This is a genomic window from Roseateles noduli (assembly GCF_050626985.1).
GTDB classification, from domain to species: domain Bacteria; phylum Pseudomonadota; class Gammaproteobacteria; order Burkholderiales; family Burkholderiaceae_C; genus Roseateles; species Roseateles noduli_A.
The window spans coordinates 2,027,021-2,048,145 of the sequence record NZ_CP192463.1 but is presented as its reverse complement, the minus strand read 5'-3'; the positions used below and the strand labels follow the sequence as shown (position 1 = coordinate 2,048,145).

At 70.3% G+C, this 21,125-nt stretch carries 6 protein-coding genes; all 6 read right to left on the bottom strand.

The window, feature by feature from the left end; all coding sequences use genetic code 11:
* Positions 1 to 74: 74 nt before the first annotated feature.
* Positions 75 to 1,082, bottom strand: coding sequence for a hypothetical protein (locus ACQ4L4_RS08840; protein ID WP_431103875.1), 1,008 nt, complete (start codon positions 1,080 to 1,082; stop codon positions 75 to 77).
* A 72-nt stretch (positions 1,083 to 1,154) separates the two neighbouring features.
* The gene (locus ACQ4L4_RS08835) at positions 1,155 to 1,925 is read right to left on the bottom strand and encodes a DUF5672 family protein (protein ID WP_431103874.1); all 771 of its coding nucleotides are present in this window, start codon (positions 1,923 to 1,925) and stop codon (positions 1,155 to 1,157) included.
* 1 nt (position 1,926) lies between these two features.
* A complete protein-coding gene (locus ACQ4L4_RS08830; RefSeq protein WP_431103873.1) occupies positions 1,927 to 3,048 on the bottom strand; it encodes a glycosyltransferase in 1,122 nt (373 codons plus the stop codon).
* Positions 3,049 to 3,301: 253 nt separating this feature from the next.
* On the bottom strand, positions 3,302 to 6,763 hold the full coding sequence (locus ACQ4L4_RS08825) for a hypothetical protein (RefSeq protein WP_431103872.1): 3,462 nt from the start codon (positions 6,761 to 6,763) through the stop codon (positions 3,302 to 3,304).
* Between the two features lie 177 nt (positions 6,764 to 6,940).
* Positions 6,941 to 11,416 carry a hypothetical protein gene (locus tag ACQ4L4_RS08820; RefSeq protein WP_431103871.1) on the bottom strand — a complete coding sequence of 1,492 codons (4,476 nt, stop codon included), beginning with the start codon at positions 11,414 to 11,416 and terminating at the stop codon, positions 6,941 to 6,943.
* Positions 11,417 to 11,541: 125 nt separating this feature from the next.
* Entirely contained in the window at positions 11,542 to 20,994 is a 9,453-nt protein-coding gene (locus ACQ4L4_RS08815) for a beta strand repeat-containing protein (RefSeq protein ID WP_431103870.1), read from the bottom strand.
* Positions 20,995 to 21,125 lie beyond the last annotated feature (131 nt).

The following is a 21,125-nucleotide window of genomic DNA, read 5'->3' as shown; positions in this document are numbered from 1 at the left end:
CTGCGATCACCTACATCCGGGGAGGGCGGCGGGACGGGATCGGTGGACATCCGATCCTGTCCGCGCCGGCGGGATCAGGCGCCGAAGGCGTGCGCCAGGCCGGCGACCTCGCGCTCGAAGATCATCCGCTCGCGCTGCACCGCCTGCCGGGCGGGACGCGAGAGTTCGAGGTAGAGCGGGAAGTCGCGCATCAGCCCGTGCGCGCCGGCGAAGACCTGGTCGACCTGGTCCGGCTTGAAGTAGCACTCGTCGGGCAGCGCATAGTCGCGGGCCGCGCCGACGTCCAGCGCGAAGACGCAGCAGTCGCGCATCAGCGCCTCGCGCGCCAGGCGGTCCTTGCCCGGGAAGGTGCCCAGGTCGATGAAGAGCCGGCTGCGCCCCAGCGCCTCGTAGACCTGCGCCCGCGTCAGGCCGCGGATCAGGTGGACCTTGCAGCCGTTCTCCGCCTCCAGCCGCGCCGCGATCGCGCCGACGTCGTAGACGACCTTGTGGTTGGCGTTGAGCGCGATGTCCGTCTTGGCGGCGGTGTCGAAGACCGGCTCGCCGTCGGCGGGCGTCGGCTTGGCCGGCGTGTAGTCCGACAGCGGCAGCGTGCGCAGGCAGCCCAGCGCGCGGATCACGTCGTGCGCATAACCGGACTGGTAGGTGTGCAGCACCCGCTCGCTGCGCAGCAGGTTCATGTTGATCTTGTTGACCGAGAGGTACTCGAAGGCGTTGTCGATGCTCAGCCACCAGACCATCGGCGTGCAGGGCTGGAAGTAGCGCAGCCAGTGCACGTAGGTCTCGGCCAGGACGACGCAGGTGTCGGGCGTCATCGCGATCTCCTCGGCCAGCCGCACCTGGTACTTCTGGTAGTCGGCCACGGTGTTCGGCCGCGGCTGCAGCTTCAGCGCCGTGCCCGCCGTCAGGCCGTTGCGGCGGAAGAGGTCGTCGATCGCGGGCAGGTCGGTCGGCAGCACGTACCAGACGCGCGCGTCGTGCCCCTGGCGGATCAGCGAGTCCGACAGCTGGTGCAGCGCCTCCGGGCCGCCGGTCTGCACGCCGTGGGGGATCAGGATGACGATCTGCTTCTTCGCGTTCATGGGGAGGCTTTCAGGAGGTCTCGGATCGTTGTTGTCGTCGCCGTCATCGTCGTCGGGACGGGTGCGCGCGGTTCAGCCCAGCGCCGCCAGACGCGCCTGCAGCTTCTGCGCCGCGGCCGGCGACACCGCTTGCAGCCCGGGCAGCAGGAAGCCGCTGCGGGTCTTGACGATGCGGTCGGAGAGGTGGTCCAGCAGGAAGTCGGGCATCTCGCGATAAACGCTGGGCAGATGGAAGATGCCGTGGAAGCCGAAGGTCGGGTAGGGCACCGCCGGGAACTCGACCGAGAAGTGCGAGGCGATCGCCTTGGGCGCGAAGCGGCAGCCGGCGCGCTCGAGCGTGTCGCGCATCGTGCGGCAGATGTAGAGGTCTTCGGCCTCGGTGGGATCCGGGTAGTCGAGCTGCGCGACCGCGTGGACCAGCCGCTTGGAGCGCCACGAGAAGCCGCCGTTGCCGACCTCGTTGACCTCGTAGTTGGGCCAGGGCGCGCCGATGTAGTCGTAGTGCAGGAAGTGCGGCGAGAACTGGTCGGCATTGAGCACGAAGCCGTCGTACTGGATCACCAGCACGTGGTCCGCGCTGAGGTGCCGGGCCAGCTCGCGGGTGATCAGCAGGTTGTACTCGGTGATCGAGCGCAGCGTCGGCACCGGGATCACCGGCAGGCCGGGCCAGAGCTCGGGCTTGTCCGAGTAGATCAGCACCTGGCTGAAGGGCAGGCCCTGCTGCTCCATGGCCCGCATGCTGTGCAGCAGCGCCTGCCGTGCGAGCACATGCAGGTCGGTGTCGACGATGGCGACGGCGATGCTCGGCTTCGTGGCGCCGATGGCGGCGGAGGGCGCGCTCATGTCACATCAGGTCCAGCAGCTGCTTCGTCACCGTGGCCCAGGAGAAGCGCTTCTCCAGCCGCTGGCGGGCCGCCTCGCGGCGCGGGGCGGGGGTCAGGCGTTGCTCGACGACCTGCAGCATCGCTTCGCGCAGGTCCTCCAGGTCGGGGACGACGAAGGCGCCGACCGGCTGCGGCGCATCGGCGTCGGTGCCGGGACGGCTGTGCAGGCGATGGCAGAGCTCGGGCGGCGTGAAGTCGTCGGTGGCGCCGCCGCCGCTGACGATCACGTGCGTGCCGCACCCCATCGCCTCCAGCACCGGCAGGTTGAAGCCCTCGGCGCGGTACGGCGAGACGTAGGCGTCGGACAGCGCGTACAACGAGCGCAGCTGCGGCAGGTTGAGGCTGGTCGACAGGATGGAGATGCCGTCCCGCACCTGCGGCGTGTTCAGCTGCGGCGCGCGTGCGGCGAGTTCGGCGAAGACGCGCTCCACGCCGATGCCGTACAGGCCCTGGTGGTCCTTGAGGATCAGCCGCACCGGCAGGCCTTGCAGGCGCAGCTCGGCGAAGGCCAGCAGCAGCAGGTCGATGCCCTTGTTCCAGGTCGCGACGCCGACGTTGGTGAAGACGGTCTCGTGCGGCAACATGCCCAGCGCCGCGCGCGCGGTCTGGCGCTGCTCCGGCGTCATCGGGAAGAAGGTGTCGGTCTTGTAGCCGTGCGGGACGACCAGGACCTTGTCCGCGTCGAAGCCGTAGTCGACCAGCCGGGCCTTGGACCAGCGGGTCGGCGTCACGACGATGTCGTCGCCCTGTGTCAGCGCGGACGGCGCCATCTCGGGCGGATCGAAGCTCTTGCCCGACAGGCCGAATTCGGTGACCACGAAGGTGGCGTTGCGACGCGCGGCCGCCGCATCGCCCAGGCGCACCGGCGACGCGATGCGCAGGCGCACGTCCATCACGCGGTCGCCGGGATCGGGCAGGCCGTCGATGATGGCCCGCTCCTCGGGCGCGAAGCCGGAGTCCAGCTTGCTCTTGTCCCAGTGCGGCATGAAGAAGGGCGCGTCCTTGTGGAACAGCTCGAACCGCGGGTCCTTCACCATCTCCAGGATCTGGTTCTGGTTGACCATCGCGATGGAGTGGTTCACTCCCCGCCAGCCCTCGATGCACAGTGTTTTCAACGCGGAATCCCCTTTGGATGCTCAGGTCGGGCACCCGCGCGGGGGCCGTCCTTCCCATCGATCTTTGAGCCATTGTGTCGCGCCGTGGGCGCGGCCATGCCAGGATAAGGGGGACAGGGAGCGGTCAACTCTTCGCGGTGAGAGGGGGCTGGCGTCGTCGCTCGCCGAGCCCCGCGCCGGCGGCAGGGACGGTGGGGGGGCTGGGGGACGACGGGGCGATTCAGTGCGCCGTGGCCATCGTGTCGTGCATCGCCGAGTCGGAGAAGGCCGGGATGGCGGACGGACGCGCGTCGTGCGGCCGGCTGGACACGGCGTGGCCTGGTGTCGCGGCCGGGCGAGGGGGGACGTCCAGCGCGAGCAGGATCTTCCCGCCCACGGCCGCCCGGATCCTGCCGCCCAGGGCCAGGCGGCCGCCGCCGAGCAGCCGGTCCGCGCCGTCGCCGTGGCCGCTGCCCGGCTGCATCGTGACGCTGGCGTCCACGCCGCCGGACCAGTCGGCCGCGGCCTGCATCGGCTCGACCACGTCCATGCCTGCCGGTAGCCAGTGGGCGGGGTTCGCCACATGGGAGGCAATCCTGCGCTGGAGGTCTTCCACCTGATCGAGGGCGCCCGGATCCTGCGGCATGCCCGGTGGCAGGGGCCGCTGCAGCACCGCGAGCCGGTCCATGCAGGCGTTGATCACCTCCGCGGCCTCGGTCGTCAGCGTCTGATGTTCACGGTAGACCCGCGAGCCGGCGGGGCGCAGGTTGACCAACCTGTCCATGAACTCCTCGTACTGCTCGTCTCCGTCGCGGGGCCGGCCGTCGGGGCCGCGGACGTCCAGCGCGGCGACCCATCGCGCGCGCTGGGCATTCATCGCCTGGATGAAGTCATCACGGACGCCGAACTCCCGGTCGCGGCTCGAGAGTTCCGGTCGAAGCCGGCCCCCCTCGGTGACGAGGCGCACGACACCGTTCTGCGACTGGATCACCACCTCCGTCTCGACGCCGACCCGATGGCGGCCGAACACGGCGATGCTGCGGCCGGACGGCGTGGTGAACGCGGGACTGCCGACACCCAGGCTCGCGCCCGCGCGCAGGGCACTGCGCGCCCCTTGCTCCGCCTGCACGCTGCGGGCCGTGCCGGCCGCGTCCCGCGTCCGCTTGCGGTCGAACAGGGTGCGCTTCAGGCCGATGCCTGCCGAGGCCGAGGCGGCGATGCCGGGCGCCAGCGTCGCGGAGGCCGTCGCATCGAGGGTCACGGACACGTCCGCCGTGACTGCCTTGCCCTCGTTCCAGCCGAACGAGATGTCGCGGTAGTCGCCCAGCTTGTCCACCAGCTGTGCCCACATGGCGCCGCCGTGGGCGGGGCGGTCGGCCTTGTCCTGATCGGCGATCTGGAAGATCGCATTGATCACCAGTTCGTTCATCCGCTGCCAGTCGGTGGACTTGAGTCCGGCGGTCTGCTCGGCCGACAGGGCCTCATGGTCACGCCCCGCCTTGCGGGTGCGGATCATCAGCCCCCGCGAGACCAGGTGCGATCCGCCGATCCGGGCCATGGCCTGGGCGGAGACGCCCGCGATCGGGCCGGCTTGCGCGCCGGCCCGCACGCCCGCCCCGACGGTACCGCTCAGCTTGCGTTCGATGCCGAGGTAGAGCGTCCCGGCCTCGGCGATGCCGGCCCTGAACACGGCGGTGCGGGAATGCTCGGCGCCGACCTCCATCACCGGCGTGATGCCGATGCCCGTCCCGCCCAGGCCGCCGACATCCGCGAGGCCATACCCCGCCGTCACGCCGAATCCATGACGGCGACCGTCGCTGTAGGTGCCGAGGCGGCCTCCGGTGACGGCGTTCATCACCTGACGCAGGATGTCGCGCCGCTCGGCCGGCGACGCGGCTTCGAAGATGGGCTGGAGGCGCTTCGCATCCTGGCGCGTGTCCAGGTCGCCCTGCGGGGTCTTGAGGGTCGCGGCCGTCTCGATGGGGCCGGCCTTCAGCAAGGTTTCCAGCGGCGACTTGCCCTTGCCGGCCAGGTGTCGTTGCAGCAGGCGTATCGGCAGCCGGGCCTTGTGCATCGCCGTCGGCAGGTCGCCGTGGGGCGTCTTGCAGGCCAGGTCGATGTAGGTGATGAACTTGCGCAGGCGCTTGGCCATCAGATGGAAGTCCGAGCCCTGGCCGCTGGTCGTGAAGCCGTTGCGCAAGGCGACGTAGGCCGGTTTGAGGTCGCGATGCAGCTCGCCCTGGCCGGGGGCGCGCCGGAGATTGTCCGTGGCGTAGAGGAAGGCCTGGGCGGCGAGCGTGGCGGGATGCTCCGGCTCGTGCGGACCCCGGGGACGGCGGCGCGCGTTGCCGGTGCCGAGACGGCCTGGATCGAGCAGTTCGCGCCGCTGCGGATGGGCGTCGAGCGCCGCGCGGATGTCGGTCATCGACTGGGTGCCGCCCACGGCGAGACCCGCGGCGAGCAAGGCCTCCTCGGCATGGAGTCCGAGCTTGTAGTGCTCGATCGCCTGCTCGGCATGGCCGCGGCGCGGATCGCCGGGCTGCGGCAGCGCGAGGCCCTGCAGGTCGAGCAGCGCCTGGAAGCCGCCGGCCGTCGCCGCCAGCGCGCGCCGCGCCGCGTGGGTCATGCGCGCAACGGTCGGAGCGCCCGTGCCCAGCTCGGCCGGGGTCGGCGTGGGGGCATCGGAGCCGCGGGTGCAAAGCTCGTCCAGCGCCGGCGGCGTCTCCAGGCGCAGCCGCTGGTAGACCTGCGAGGCCTGCACCGGACTCGCGGTGACGGAGCGGAGCACCGTGGCGATCAGCAGGGATTGCTCGTAGCGCAGCGGGTGACCGTCGGGACGTCGGTCAGGGTCCGGGTTCGGGTGGTCGAGCAACGTGGTCGCGAGCCCGATCGTGGCGAGCCGCGTCGATGGCGAGGCCGCGGGGAACATCCGCTCGATCTCGGCGTTGAAGTCGACCGCGCTGCCGGCGGCGGCCGGCGCTGCAGCTCGACGGCCGTTGTCGACGCCGTCCTGCCCGGTGGCGAGCGGCGATCCTGTCGTCAGTGCCTGTCCCACGCCGTGGGCGGCGACATCGACGAGGCGATCGACGGCCTTCAATCCGCGCTCGCTCGCGATGGTGGTGGCCTGGAGGATCCGGGGACGTTCTTCCAACGAGGGCTCGGGCGTCGAGGTGCTGCGGGACAGGTTGAGCGGCCCGATGACGAGCTCGACGCGCGGCACCGTCGCGCGCAGCCGCAGCGCTTCCAGCGGTCGGCGCAGCCGATCCATGAACCGCGGCCTGGGCGCCGGGTCGGTGCCGCGCGGCGGAGGCGGTGGCGGCTGGAGCGCTTCGGCCGTCATGTCCGGCGCCTGCGCATCGGTGGCGGTCTGCAGGCGGAGGACTTCCTCAGCGGCCTGTCGCTGCGCCGCAAGGGCGGCGGCGGCGGATGACGCATCGATGCGCGCCAGCATCCGCGCATGGGCGCCGGCGGCGAGGGCCGCGGCGCGCTCGATCTCGGGGTCGACGGGAGGACGCTGGATCGAGGCGGCGCTTCGATGTGGGGCAAACAGCCGCGATGGGCGACCCCGGGACGATGGCAGGAGCTTGGTCCGGTCGTCGGCCTCGGGCGGCTGCGATCCTGCCGTCTCGGCCGTGGTCACCGTCGCCGCGGTGACGACAGGCGTGGCGCCGCGGGGGCTCCATCCAAAGAAACTGATCGGCATCGTCGTGTTCCATGGCGAGACCACGCGCCGAACGTCCCGGACCACTGTCGGACCACCCTACATCGACGCGTAGCGGCCAGATGACTGGGACAGTGCCGAGGTTGTCGTTCGCGGTTCGTTCGTGAACGGCGAAATCAGACGAGAGGCGGACATATTGCGGGACGCCCGCGAGCGCGGTCAGAGCAAGGGCGTGCTGCCGTTGTTCTCGTCGTCCTGGCGCTTCAGGGCGGTCAGCGTCGCGTGCGTCACGGCCGCATGGGCGAGCGCGTCCGTGCCCGTCGCGACGGCGGCCGGTGTCGATCCCGACGTTCCCTCGGAGAGCAGCGCGGTCTCCGAAGTCTTCGGCGACGCCAGCAGGTCCGACGCCGCCGGCAGGGGCGTGCCCGCATCCGCCGTGGTCCCGGAGCCGTCCGCCGTCTTCGAGAACCAGACGTCGCCCATCTGGTGCGTGACGCCGTCCGCGGTCTTGTAGCCGGAGATCAGCCCGATCAGGTTGCCGTGATCGACGGTCGAGTTCGACCGTGCGTTCAGGTCCAGTTCGACGATGCCCAGCTCCGTCAGGGACTTGAGTTCGCCCGCGTCGGTCCTGCCGTTGCCGTTGGCGTCGGCCCAGATCCGCAACTGGCCGAAGCCGGCGTCGAGCGCATTGAGCGCATGGTCGCCGTTGGCGTCCATGGCCTGCATCGCTTCGTAGCCGTTGGCCGCGTGCTTGCCGTTGGCCATCGCGGTGCCGGTGCCGAAGAGTTCCCCGCCCGAGTCGATCTGCCCGTTGCCGTTCAGGTCGCGGGCCAGCAGGCCGTTGCCCTGTGCCATCCACCCCCATTGCTGGGCGTGGCCGGTGTTGTTCATGTCGAAGCTGACGCCCTGCGCCGCGGACACCGTCCCGAGGCCGTGGCCGTCGAGGTTGAGCATGATCGGCGTGGCCAGGAACAGCGCGTCCAGCTGCGCGCCGGACATCGCATGGATGGTCTCGGTGCTGAACGCCATCACCTGGTCCATGCTGAGCGCGGCCAGGTCGCGGGTCTCGAAGCCCACGATCGCGTCGCTGCCGATCGCGTGGATCTGGTCCACCGTCAGCGCCTTGGCCTGATCGCGGCTCAGCGCGGTCAGGTCGTCGCTGGACATCGTGGCGAAGGCCTCGGACGTGATCGCCGCGAGTTGCTGCGTCGTCAGCGCGGCGACCTGCCGGCTGTCGAGCGCCTCGATCGCGTCGGAATTCATCGCCGCGATCGCCTCGGTGTGCAAGGCGCGCAGCGTCTGCGTCGTCAGGCCGTGGATCTGGTCCGAGCCCAAGGCCGCGAAGACGTCCGTGGACAGCGCATTCAACGTCGCCGTGCCCAGCCCCCGGAAGGCCGTCGAGGTCAGCGCCGCGTAGTCCTCGGTGCCGAAGCCGCTCAATTGCGAACCGGTCATTTCAACCAGCTGCGTGCTGGTCATCGCATGGACCTGGTCGGTGGACAGCGCCGCGAAGTCGCCGGCGTCCATCACCCGGATCGCCCGGCCCGGCAGCAGCGCCACATCCTGCGCGTCCAGCGCGGCCATCTGGTCGCTGGTCCATGCCAGGACCTGCACGTTCGTCAGGCCCAGGACCTGTGCCGTGCCGAGCGCCTGGATCTGCTCCGTGTGCATCGCCGCGGCCTGCTGGAAGGTCAGCGAACCGACCTGGTCCGGCCGCAGCGCCGCGATCTGATCGGTGCTGAACAGCGCGATCTGGTCGGAGCCCATCGCCTTCAGCGCCGTGGTGTGCAGGACGGCGAGGTCCTGCGTCTCCAGCGCGGCGATCTGCGTGCCGCCGAGCGCCGCGAGCTGCGACGACCGCAAGGCCGCGAACTGCAGCGTCGTCAGCGCCGCCAGCGCCGTGGGGTCCATGGCGGCGATCTGCAGCGACGTCAAGGCCGCGACCTGCCTGGCCGAGAGCGCGGCGATCTGGTCCAGGTCCAGCGAGCCGAACTGGTCGCTGCTCAGGCCCAGCAGCGCCTGCGAGCCCAGGCTCGCGAGCTGCGCGGTGCTCAGGTGGTCGATCTGGTCCGCGGTCAGTCCCAGCAGCTGCTTCGAGCTGAGCGCCGCCAGCTGCGCGCTGCTCAGCGAGGCGATGCTGTCGACGTTCATCGCGCCGAGCTGGGCGGAGGTCAGTCCCAGCAGCGCCCGCGTATTCAGCCCGACGACGTCCTGGAACTCGAGCTGACTGATCTGGTCGGTCGTGAACGCCGCCAGCTGCTTCGACGAGAAGACCGCGAACTGCGCCGAGTCCAGCGCGTTCAAGTCGGCCTGTTCCATCGCCGACAACTGGGTGGTCGTCAGCGAGGCGACCTGGTTGGTGCGCATGGCCGCGAACTGTTCGGGCACGAGGGCATTGAGCTGGCCGGTGCTGAAGCTCTGCAGCGCCTGCACGCTCAGCCCGCGCACGCCGTCGGTGGAGAGCGCGTCGATCTGAGACGGCGTCAATGCGGCGACCTGACCGGTGCCGAGCAGCGCCGTCTGCGCGCTGCCGAGGGCGCCGACCTGCTCGCGGCTCAGCACGTGGATCTGGTCGGTCGTGAGCGCGGTCAGGTAGATCGGCTTGACGCCGGCGAGCAGCTCGGGCGCCAGGGCGCCGATCTCGTCGGTGGAGATCGCCGCCAGCTGGAACGAGGTCAGCGCGGCGAAATGGGCCGAACCCAGCGCGTTGAAGCTGTCGCGGTCGAGGCTGCGCACCTGCGCCGTGCTCAGCGCGGCCAGCTGGCCGTCGCGCAGCGTCGCGACGCCGGTCGGCCCGAGGGCGTCCAACTGGTCCGCGGTGAGACCGCGGATCGCCAGCGTGGAGATCGCCTGCAGCGCCTGCGGAGACAGGACCTGCAACTGGCCGGCAGTCAGCGCGCCGATCTGGGCCGCGTTGAGCGCGCCCGTCTGCGAGGTGCTGAAGGCGGCCACCAGGTTGATGTCCAGCGCCTGCACCTGCGCGCTGCTCAGCGAGCGGATCACCGATGCGTTCAGCGCGCCGAAGTCCTCGGGCTCGAGTTGCGAGACCTGATCGGTCGTCAGGCCGCGGAACTGCGCCGACGTGAAGGCGGCGAACTGCGCCGACGTCAGCGTGTTCAGGTCCTCCACCGTCATCGCGGACAACTGCGCCGTGGTGAGCGCGCGGACCTGCGCGCTGGTCAGCGCCTGCAGCTGGTCGGAGTTCAGCACGTCGAGCTGGTGATCGGTCAGCGTCGCGATCACGCGCGTGGTCAGCGCCTGGATCGCGCCGGTGCCGAGCGCGGACAGCTGTTCGTCGCTCAGGTCGCGCAGCTGTGTCGTCGACAGCGACGCGGTCTGGGCGCCGCTCAGCGCGGCGAGCTGCTCCGAGCTCAGCGACGCGAGCTGCGCCGGCGTCAGGCCCCGCAAGGTCGCGCTGCTGAGCGCGGCGAGGTCCTCGGTCGTCAGCGAATGGAACTGGTCCGGCGTCAGCGACTGCAGCTGCTTGGAGTTCAGCGCCGCGATCTGTGCGGTCGACAGCGCGGCGAGGTCGTCGGTGTCGAACGCCGCCAGCTGGCGCGTCGTCAGCATGGCGATCTGCACCGTCTTCAGCGCGCCGAGCTGCTCGGCGCTCATCGCGCCCAGCACTTCGGGCTTCAGGCCCACGAGCGCGCTGCTGCTCAGCAGCCGCAGTTCATCGGTGCTGAAGGCCGGCAGTTGATCGCTGCCCAGGCCGATCAACTGGGTCGAGGTCAGGCTCTGCACCTGGCGCGAGCTCAGCGCGTCGACCTGGTCGGAGGACAGCGCGGCCAGCTGTTGCGAGTTCAGCGCGCGCAGGCCCTTGGTGCCGATGGCGGCGAGGTCCTCGCCCTCGAGCGCCGCGACCTGCGTGGTGCTCAGCGACTTGATCTGCAGCGTGTTGAGCGCGCCGGCCTGCTCGGTCGTCAGCGCCACGAGGGCGTCGGTGCTCAGCGTGCGGAACTGCTGGCTGGTCAGCGCGGCGATCTGCCGGCTGTCCAGCGACTGCACGGCGTCGGAAGAGAGCTGCGACACGGCGGCGGTGCTCAGGCCGCGCACCGCGCCCGTGGTCAGCGCCTGCAACGCGTCGGTGCTCAGCGCGCTGAGCTGCTCGCCGCTCAGGCCCTTGGTCTGGTTGCCGCGCAGCGCGCCGATCTGGGCGGTGTCGAAGGCGTTGAGCTGGTCCACGCTCAGCGCGCCGATCTGCACCGTGTTCAGCACCTGCATCGAGGCGGTGCTGAAGACGGCCACCTCGTCGGTGGTCAGCATGCCGATCTGCTGGCTGCCCAGGCCGCGCACCTGCACCGACGACAGCGCCGCGATCTGCGTGCTGTCGAGCGCGGTGAACTGGTCGCTGTCCATGCGGCGCAGCCGGTCCACGGTCAGGGCCGGGATCTGCGTCGTGGTCAGCGCGTGGATCTGGTCGGTGGTCAGCGCCGCGAGCGAAGCCGTCGTCAGCGTGCGGATCGCGGCGGTGTTGATTGCCTGGACGTCCTGCAGCTCCATCGCCGAGAGCTGCCCCGAGGCGAGGTAGTTGAGCTGGCGGGCCGACAGCGCGGAGACCTGGATCGTCGTCAGCGCCACGACCTGCTCGGCGGTCAGCAAGGCCCACTCCGACCCCGTCAGCGTCGCGAGCTGCGTGGTGGTGAGCGCTGCGATCTCCTCGGGAGTGAGCGAACCGACGTCGAAGGTGGCCATGCGGGAAAGGAGAGTACTTCTGAAACCTGACGGTCTGTCGTTTGCGGCCGCTCGACACGCATCGCGTGGGCGAAGGCCGCAAACGGCAAACCGGGGGCGCGAGGCCCCCGGTTCCGCACTGCCGCTTAGATCAGCGGAGCAGCGCCGTTCTGGTCGTCTTCATGCAGCTTCTTGTAGGCCGCGCTCATGACGTCGTGGTTCACCGTGTCGGTCGCCGCGGCGGTGGTCGCCGCCGTGGTGGCCGTCGCGGTCTGGGCCGTCGCGCCGCCGAGCAGGTTGGCCTCCGGCTGGGCGAGCAGGTCGCCCAGGTGCGGCGTCGCCGCCGTGGCGCCGGTCGCCGTGTGCTGCGAGCCGTCCTTGGAGAACCACACGTCGGTCATCTCGTGCGTCGTGCCGTCGGCCTTGGTGAAGCTCGACACCAGACCCAGGACGTTGCCGTTGTCGACCTCAGTGCCCTTCGTGGCGCCCAGGTTCAGATCGGCGATGCCCAGGTCCGCCAGCGTCTTGAGCTCGCCCGTGTCGGTCTTGCCGTCGTGGTTGGCGTCGACCCAGACCTGCAGCTTGCTGAAGTCCACGTCCTTGCCGTTGATGTGGCCGTCATGGTTCGAGTCCAGCGAGGCGAGGGCGGCGAAGCCGTCCAGCCCCTTGCGGCCGTTGACCGTGGTGCCGGCCCCGAAGAGCTCCGCACCGCTGTCGATCGAGCCGTTGCCGTTGCGATCCATCACCAGCAGGCCGTCGTTGCCGCCGACCCAACCCCACTTGTCGTTGTGACCGGTGGCGTTCAGGTCGAAGTTCACGCCGTGCGACGCGGACACCGTCTGGATGCCGTTGCCGTCCAGGTCCAGCACGATCGGCGAAGCCAGGAACAGCGCGTTGGTCTGTTCACCGCTGAAGCCCGCCGTCTGGTCGGACGTCATCGCCAGCACCTGCTGCATGTTCATGCTGGCCAGGTCCTGCGTGTCCCAGCCGATGAACTGGTCGGACGTCATCGCCACGATCTGGTCCGTCGACAGACCCTGCACCTGGATGGAGGTCAGCGCATGGATGTCGCTGGAATCCATCGCCAGGATCTGGTCGGTCGTGAACGCGTGGAACTGCGAGGACGTCAGCGTCGCGAAGTGCGTGCTGGTCATCGACGCGATGTCCTCGGTCGACAGCGCCGCGATCTGGTCCGTGCCCAGCGAGCGCAGTTGCGCCGTGCTGAATTCATGGACCTGGTCGCTGGTCAGCGCCGCGATCTGGTCGGTGTTGAACGCGTGCAGGGCGGTCGTGCTCAGCGCATGGATGCCGTCGGTGGTGATCGACGCGATGTCGGCGGTCTCGATGCCGGCCACCTGCGTGGCGCCCACCGCGCTCCACTGCTGCGAGGTCAGGGCGTGGATCTGATCCGAGGTGAAGGCCTCGAAGTCCGCCGAGCCGAAGGCCACCATGTTCACGCTGCTGATGGCCGCGAGGTCGCCGGTGTCGATCGCCTGCACCTGGTCGGTGGTGAAGGCGTGCAACTGGGCCGAGCTCATCGACACGATCTGCTGCGAGGTCAGCGCCTGCACGTCGTCGGTGGCCAGCTGGCTCACCTGCAGCGTGCTCAGCGCGGCGACCTGCTGCGTGCTCAGCGCGGCGATCTGGTCGGAGCCCAGGGCTTCGAGCTGCGCGCTGTCCAGCGAGCGGATCGCCAGCGTGCTCAGGCTGCGCAGGTCACCGGTCTCGAAGGCCGCGAGCTGGTCGGTCGTCAGGCCGTCGACCTGGGCCGAGCTCAGGGCCGCGGCTTGCGACGAGCTCAGGGCGACGATCGCGTCGGTGCTCAGCGCGCCCACCTGGGCCGAACCGAAGGCCTGCAGCTGCGTCGAGGTCAACGCGGCGACGTCGTCCGTCGTCATCGTCGAGATCTGCGCGGTCGTCAGGGCCTGCAGCTGGGCGTTGCTCAGCGAGCGGATCTGGCCGCTGGTCAGCGCGTTCAGGTCGTCGCTGGTCAGGTTGGCGATCTGCGCGGTCGTCAGCGAGGCGACCTGCAGCGTCGTCAGCGCGGCGATCTGGTTGCTGTCGAGCGCTTCCAGCTGATCCGTGCCGAGGGCGCGCAGGGCGACCGTGGACAGTGCCCGCAGGTCGGCGGTTTCCATCGCGGCCATCTGGTCCGTCGTCAGGCCCTTGACCTGCGCGGAGGACAGCGCGGCCACCTGGGCGGAGCTCAGCGCGACCACCGAGTCGGTGCTCAGCGCGCCGATCTGGGCCGAGCTGAACGCCTGGACCTGTTGCGAGGACAGCGCGGCGACGTCGTTGCTCTCCATCGTCGAGACCTGGGCGGTCGTCAGCGCGGCGACCTGCTGGGTCGTCAGCGCCTTGACCTGGGCGCTGGTCAGCGCGTTCAGGTCGTCCGAGGTGAGGTTGCTCACCTGGCCGGTGGTCAGCGCGGCGACCTGCTGGGTCGTCAGCGAAGCGACCTGGTCGGAACCGAGGGCCGCGAGCTGGTCGCTGGTCAGCGCACGCAGCGCCACCGTGGACAAGGCCTTCAGATCACCGGATTCGATCGCACCGATCTGGTCCGTCGTCAGGCCGGCGACCTGCTTGCTGGTCAGCGCGGCGACCTGCAGCGAGCTCAGCGCCACGACCGCATCGGTCGTCAGGGCACCGACCTGGTCGGAACTCAGCGCGGCGACCTGGTTGGTGGCCAGCGCGGCCACGTCGGCGGTCTCCATCGTCGAGACCTGCGCGGTCGTCAGCGCGGCCACCTGGGCGGTGCTCAGCGCCTTGATCTGCGCGCTGGTCAGCGCGTTGAGGTCGTCCGACGTCAGGTTGCTCACCTGGCCGGTCGTCAGCGCGGCGACCTGCTGGGTCGTCAGCGCGGCGATCTGGTCAGAGCCGAGGGCTTCGAGTTCCGCCGAGGTCAGCGACGCCACCTGACCCGTGGTCAGGGCGCGCAGCTGGCCGGTGGTCAGCGCGGCGAAGTCGTCCGTGGCGAACTGGCTGATCTGGCCGGTCGTCAGCGCGGCCACCTGGGAGGTGGTGAGCGCTTCGACCTGGTCGGAGCTCAGCGCCTGCAGCTGGTCGCTGGTCAGCGCGCGCAGGGCGACCGTCGACAACGACTTCAGATCACCGCTTTCGATCGCGGCCATCTGGTCGGTCGTGAGGCCGGCGACTTGCTTGCTGGTCAGCGCGGCGACTTGTGCCGAGGTCAGGGCGACGATCGAGTCGGTGCTCAGCGCGCCGACCTGGGCCGAGCTCAGCGCGGCGACCTGGTTGGTGGCGAGCGCCTGCACGTCGGCGGACTCCATCGCGGCGACCTGGGCGGTCGTCAGCGCGGCGACCTGCTGCGTCGTCAGGGCCTTGATCTGGCCGCTCGTGAGGGCGTTCAGGTCGTCGGAAGTCAGGTTGCTGACCTGGGCGGTCGTCAGCGCGGCGACCTGCTGGGTCGACAGCGCGGCGACCTGGTCGGAGCCCAGCGCTTCCAGCTGGGCCGAGGTCAGCGCCTGCAGGGCGTTGGTCGACAGGGCCTTCAGGTCACCCGTTTCCAGGGCGGCCATCTGGTCCGTCGTCAGGCCGGCGACCTGCTTGCTGTTCAGCGCGGCGACCTGCGCCGAGCTCAGGGCGACCACGGCGTCGGTGCTCAGCGCGCCGACCTGGCCGGAGCTCAGCGCGGCGACCTGTTGAGAGCTCAGCGCGGCGACGTCGTCGCTGGTCATCGTCGAGACCTGACCGGTCGTCAGCGAGGCGACCTGCGCGGTCGACAGCGCCTTGATCTGGCCGCTCGTGAGGGCGTTCAGGTCGTCCGAGGACAGGTTGCTGACCTGCGTGGTCGACAGCGAGGCGACCTGGGCGGTCGACAGCGCGGCGATCTGGTCGGAGCCCAGCGCGTCGAGCTGGTCGGTGCCCAGGGCCCGCAGCGCGACGGTGGACAGGGACTTCAGATCGCCCGTCTCGATCGCGGCGATCTGGTCGGTCGTCAGGCCGGCGACCTGCTTGGAGGTCAGCGCGGCGACCTGCGCCGAGCTCAGGGCGACGACGGCATCGGTGCTCAGGGCGCCGACCTGGGCCGAGCCCAGGGCCTGCACCTGCGCGGTGGTCAGCGCGGCGACGTCGTCGCTGGTCATCGTCGAGACCTGGCCGGTCGTCAGCGCGGCGACCTGCTGGGTCGTCAGCGCCTTGATCTGGCCGCTCGTGAGGGCGTTCAGGTCGTCCGAGGACAGGTTGCCCACCTGCGCGGTCGTCAGCGCGGCGACCTGGACGGTCGACAGCGCGGCGATCTGGTCGGAGCCCAGCGCGTCGAGCTGGTCGGTGCCCAGGGCACGCAGCGCGACGGTGGACAGGGACTTCAGGTCGCCCGTCTCGATCGCGGCGATCTGGTCGGTCGTCAGGCCGGCGACCTGCTTGGTCGTCAGCGCGGCGACCTGCGAGGAGGTCAGCGCGACGATGGCGTCCGTGCTCAGCGCGCCGACTTGCGACGAGCTCAGCGCGGCGATCTGGTTGGTCGCCAGCGCGGCGACGTCACCCGATTCCATCGTGTTGATCTGGCCGGTCGTCAGCGCGGCGACCTGCTGGGTCGTCAGCGCCTTGATCTGACCGCTCGTGAGGGCGTTCAGGTCGTCCGAGGACAGGTTGCTGACCTGGCCGGTCGTCAGCGCGGCGACCTGCTGGGTCGTCAGCGCGGCGACCTGGTCGCTGTTCAGCGCGTCGAGCTGGGCGGTGCCGAGCGCGGCGATCTGGGCGGTGCCCAGGGCGCGCAGCTGGCCGGAAGTGAATGCACCGAAGTCGTCCGTGGCCAGCTGGCTGACCTGGCCGGTCGTCAGCGCGGCGACCTGGGCGGTCGACAGCGCCTGGACCTGATCGGTCGACAGGGCCTGCAGTTGGTCGCTGGTCAGGGCACGCAGGGCGGTCGAGGACAGCGAGCGCAGGTCAGCCGACTCGAGGGCGGCCATCTGGTCGGTCGTCAGACCGGCGACCTGCTTGCTGGTCAGCGCGGCCACCTGGCCCGAGGTCAGGGCGACGATCGAGTCGGTACTCAGCGCGCCGACCTGGGCCGAGCTCAGCGCGGCGACCTGGTTGGTGGCGAGCGCCTGCACGTCGGCCGATTCCATCGTCGAGACCTGGGCGGTCGACAGCGCGGCGATCTGCTGCGTCGACAGGGCCTTGATCTGGCCGCTGGTCAGCGCGTTCAGGTCGTCCGAGGTCAGGTTGTTCACCTGGCCGGTCGACAGCGCGGCGACCTGCTGGGTCGACAGGGCGGCGATCTGGTCGGAGTTCAGCGCCTCCAGTTGGGCGGAGGTCAGCGACTGCAGCGCGTTGGTGGCCATCGCCTTCAGGTCGCCCGATTCGAGCGCGGCCATCTGGTCGGTGCTCAGGCCCGCGACCTGCTTGCTGTTCAGCGCGGCGACCTGCGTCGAGGTCAGCGCGACGATCGAGTCAGTGTTCAGCGCGCCGACCTGGGCGGAGCCCAGCGCGGCGACCTGCGCCGTGGTCAGGGCCTGCACGTCGGCGGATTCCATCGTCGAGACCTGCGCGGTCGTCAGGGCGGCCACTTGCGCGGTGCCCAGCGCCTTGATCTGCGCGCTGTTCAGCGCGTTCAGGTCATCGCTGGCCAGGCCGGCGACCTGCGCGGTCGTCAGCGCGGAGACCTGGACCGTGCTCAGGGCGGCGACCTGGTCGGAACCCAGCGCGTTCAGCTGATCGGTGGTGAGGGCGCGCAGCGCGGTGCTGCTCAGCGCGCGGAGGTCACCGGTCTCGATGGCGGCCATCTGGTCGGTGGTGAGGCCGGCGACCTGCCTGGTCGTCAGCGCGCCCACCTGGGCGGAGCTCAGCGCGACGATCGCGTCCGTGCTCAGCGCGCCGATCTGGGCCGAGCCCAGCGACTGCAGTTGCGTGGTGGTCAGCGCGGCGACGTCGTCGCTGGTCATCGTCGCGATCTGGCCGGTCGTCAGCGAGGCGACCTGCGCGGTCGACAGCGCCTTGATCTGGCCGCTCGTGAGGGCGTTCAGGTCATCGGAGGTCAGGTTGCTGATCTGACCCGTCGTCAGCGAGGCGACCTGGGCGGTCGACAGCGCGGCGATCTGGTCGGAACCCAGGGCCTCGATCTGGTCGGTGCCCAGGGCGCGCAGCGCGGCGGTGGACAGCGCCTTCAGGTCACCCGTTTCCAGGGCGGCCATCTGGTCGGTGGTCAGGCCGGCGACCTGCTTGGTCGTCAGCGCGCCCACCTGGGCGGAGGTCAGCGCGGCGACGTTTTCAGTCGACAGCGCACCGACTTGCGCCGAACCCAGCGCGGCGACTTGCGCCGTCGTCAGGGCCTGCACGTCGGCGGATTCCATGCCGTTGACCTGGCCGGTGGTCAGCGCGGCGACCTGGGCGGTCGACAGCGCGCGGATCTGGGCCGAGCCCATTGCGTTCAGGTCGTCGGAAGCCAGCGCCTGGACCTGGGCGGTCGTCAGCGCGGCGACCTGGGCCGTCGTCAGCGCGGCGATCTGGTCGGAGTTCAGCGCATCGATCTGTGCGGTCGTCAGGGCGCGCAGCGCGTTGGTCGACAGCGCGCGGACGTCCACCGTCTCGATGGCGCCGACCTGGTCGGTCGTCAGGCCGCCGACCTGCTTGGTCGACAGCGGGGCGACCTGCTGCGAGCTCAGCGCGGCGATGTTCTCGGTCGACAGCGCGCCGACCTGGTCGGAGTTCAGCGCGACGATCTGCTGCGTGGACAGGGCCTGGACGTCGTTGCTCTCCATCGTGGAGACCTGCGCGGTCGTCAGGGCGGCGACCTGCGTGGTCGACAGCGCCTTGATCTGGGCGCTGGTGAGCGCGTTCAGGTCGTCGGAGGTCAGGTTGGCGATCTGGCCGGTCGTCAGCGCGGCGACCTGGGCGGTCGTCAGCGCGGCGATCTGGTCGGAGCCCAGCGCGGCGATCTGGTCGGTGGTCAGCGCGCGGATGGCCGCGGTGCCCAGCGCCTTCAGGTCGCCCGTCTCGAGGGCGGCCATCTGGTCGGTCGTCAGGCCGGCGACCTGCTTGGTCGACAGAGCGGCGACCTGCGAGGACGTCAAGGCGACGATGTTGTCGGTCGACAGGGCGCCGACCTGATCGGAACTCAGCGCCTGCACCTGACCGGAGCTCAGCGCCTGCACGTCGGCGCTTTCCATCGTGGAGACCTGGGCGGTCGACAGGGCGGCGACCTGGGCCGTGCCCAGCGCGCGGATCTGGGCCGAGCCCAGCGCGTTCAGGTCATCGCTGGCCATCGCCTGGACCTGGCCGGTCGTCAGCGCGGCGACCTGCTGGGTCGTCAGCGCGCCGACCTGGTCGGAATGCAGCGCATCGAACTGGTCGGTGGTCAACGAGCGGATCGCGGCCGTGGACAGGGCGCGCAGATCCTGCGATTCCATCGCAGCCATCTGGTCGGTCGTCAGACCGGCGATCTGCTTGGTCGACAGCGCGGCGACCTGCGCCGAGCTCAGCGCGGCGACGTTGTCGGTCGACAGCGCGCCGATCTGGGTCGAGCTCAGCGCGGCGACCTGCGCCGTCGTCAGCGCCTGCACGTCGGCGCTTTCCATCGTGGAGACCTGGGCGGTCGACAGGGCGGCGACCTGGGCGGTGCCCAGCGCGCGGATCTGGGCCGAGCCCAGCGCGTTCAGGTCATCGCTGGACATCGCCTGGACCTGGCCGGTCGTGAGCGCGGAGACCTGGGCGGTCGACAGCGCGGCGACCTGGTCGGAGTTCAGCGCGTCGAACTGGTCGGTGGTCAGCGAGCGGATCGCGGCCGTGGACATGGCGCGCAGGTCGGCGGTGTCGATGGCGGCGACCTGGTCGGTCGTCAGACCGGCGATCTGCTTGGTCGACAGCGCGGCCACCTGGGCGGAGCTCAGGGCGGCGATGTTCTCGGTCGACAGCGCGCCCACCTGGCCCGAGCTCAGCGCCTGGACCTGACCGGTGGTCAGGGCCTGGACGTCGGCGCTTTCCATCGCGGAGACCTGGGCGGTCGACAGGGCGGCGACCTGGGCGGTGCCCAGCGCGCGGATCTGGGCCGAGCCCAACGCGTTCAGGTCGTCGCTGGACATGGCCTGCACCTGGCCGGTGGTCAGGGCGGAGACTTGCTGGGTCGTCAGCGCGGCGACCTGGTCGGATTGCAGCGCATCGAACTGGTCGGTGGTCAGCGAGCGGATCGCGGCGGAGGACAGCGCACGCAGGTCCTGCGACTCGATGGCGGCGATCTGGTCGGTCGACAGGCCGGCCAACTGCTTGGAGGTCAGGGTCGCGAACTGGCCGGAGGTCAGCGCGACGATGGCGTCGGTGGACAGCGCGGCGATCTGGGCCGAGCTCAGCGCGGCGACCTGGCCGGTGGTGAAGGCCTGGACGTCGGCGGACTCCATGCCGGAGACCTGGTCGGTCGACAGCGCGGCGATCTGGGCGGTGCCCAGCGCGCGGATCTGCGCGCTGCTCAGCGCGTTCAGTTCATCGGTGGACAGCACGGCGACCTGGCCGGTCGTCAGCGAACCGATCTGGGTGCTGGTCAGCGCCGAGACCTGGTCGGAATTCAGCGCCTGGACCTGGTCGGTCGTCAGCGCGCGGATGGTGGCGGTCGAGAGCGCCTTCATGTCGTCGGAGCTGATGGCCGCCATCTGGTCGGTCGTCAGGCCCTTGACCTGGGTGGAGCTCAGGGCGCCGATCTGGCCGGAGCTCATCGCCTCGATCGAGTCGGTGCTCAGGGCGCCGACCTGGGCGGAGCTCAGCGCGCGGACCTGCGCCGTGGTCAGCGCCTGCACGTCGGCGCTGTCGACGCCGGCCAACTGGTCGGTGGTCAGCGCGGCGATCTGCTGCGTGGTGATGGCGCGGATCTGGTTGGTGTCCAGGGCGGCGATCTCATCGCTGGCCAACTGGCGGATCTGCTGCGTGGACAACGCGCCGATCTGGGCGGTGGTCAGCGCGGCGACCTGGTCGGAGTTCAGCGCGGCGACCTGGTCGGTGCCCAATGCCTTGACGGCGGCGGTGCTCAGCGCGTGCACGGCGTCGGAGGTCAGGGCGGCGGCCTGGTCCGAGGTCAGCGCGGCGGTCTGCGTGCTGCTCAGCGCGGCGGCCTGGTTGGTCGCCAGAGCGGCGACGCCCTCGGTGGAGAGGGCGGCGACTTGTTGCGAGCTCAGGGCCTTGATCTGATCGGTCTTCAAGGCCTGCAGGTCGTCGGAGGCCAGGCTGCCCATCAGGCTGGTGGAGATGGCGGCCACCTGCTGCGTGGTCAGCGCACGGATCTGGTCGGAGGCCAACGCGTTCAGGTCATCCGATTCCAGGTTCCTGACCTGCTGCGTGGTCATCGCGCCGACCTGCCGGGTCGTCATCGCGCCGAACTGGTCGGAGCCCAGGGCATTCAGCTGGGCGCTGGTGAAGGTCTGCACCGCGGCGGTGGACAACGCGCGCAGGTCGTCGGACTCGATGGCGGCGATGTTGGTCGTCGTGAACAGCGACACGGCCTTGGTGCCGAGCGTGGCGAACTGCGAGGTCGTCAGCGCCTGGAACTGCTCGGTGGTGAACGCGGCCCAGTCTTCGCTGGTCAGGCGCGCCAGTGTCGTCGACGTGAGGGCGGCGATCTGGTCGGTCGTCAGGTTGGTAATCAGCGATGCCATCTTGGAACTCCGTGAACCTATGGGGGCGGATGCGCCCATAGGCGCGAGGTGGGGTTGGGTCAGCTTGTTGTTGCCGGGCGCCCGAACTTCCGGATGCCGTCATTCGGTTTTCGGTCGCCGATTGACAAACT

Bases quoted from the DNA above. Each gene is read 5' to 3' on its own strand.
- ACQ4L4_RS08840 (WP_431103875.1), bottom strand. From the start codon at position 1,082: ATGAACGCGAAGAAGCAGATCGTCATCCTGATCCCCCACGGCGTGCAG.
- ACQ4L4_RS08835 (WP_431103874.1), bottom strand. From the start codon at position 1,925: ATGAGCGCGCCCTCCGCCGCCATCGGCGCCACGAAGCCGAGCATCGCC.
- ACQ4L4_RS08825 (WP_431103872.1), bottom strand. From the start codon at position 6,763: ATGCCGATCAGTTTCTTTGGATGGAGCCCCCGCGGCGCCACGCCTGTC.
- ACQ4L4_RS08820 (WP_431103871.1), bottom strand. From the start codon at position 11,416: ATGGCCACCTTCGACGTCGGTTCGCTCACTCCCGAGGAGATCGCAGCG.
- ACQ4L4_RS08815 (WP_431103870.1), bottom strand. From the start codon at position 20,994: ATGGCATCGCTGATTACCAACCTGACGACCGACCAGATCGCCGCCCTC.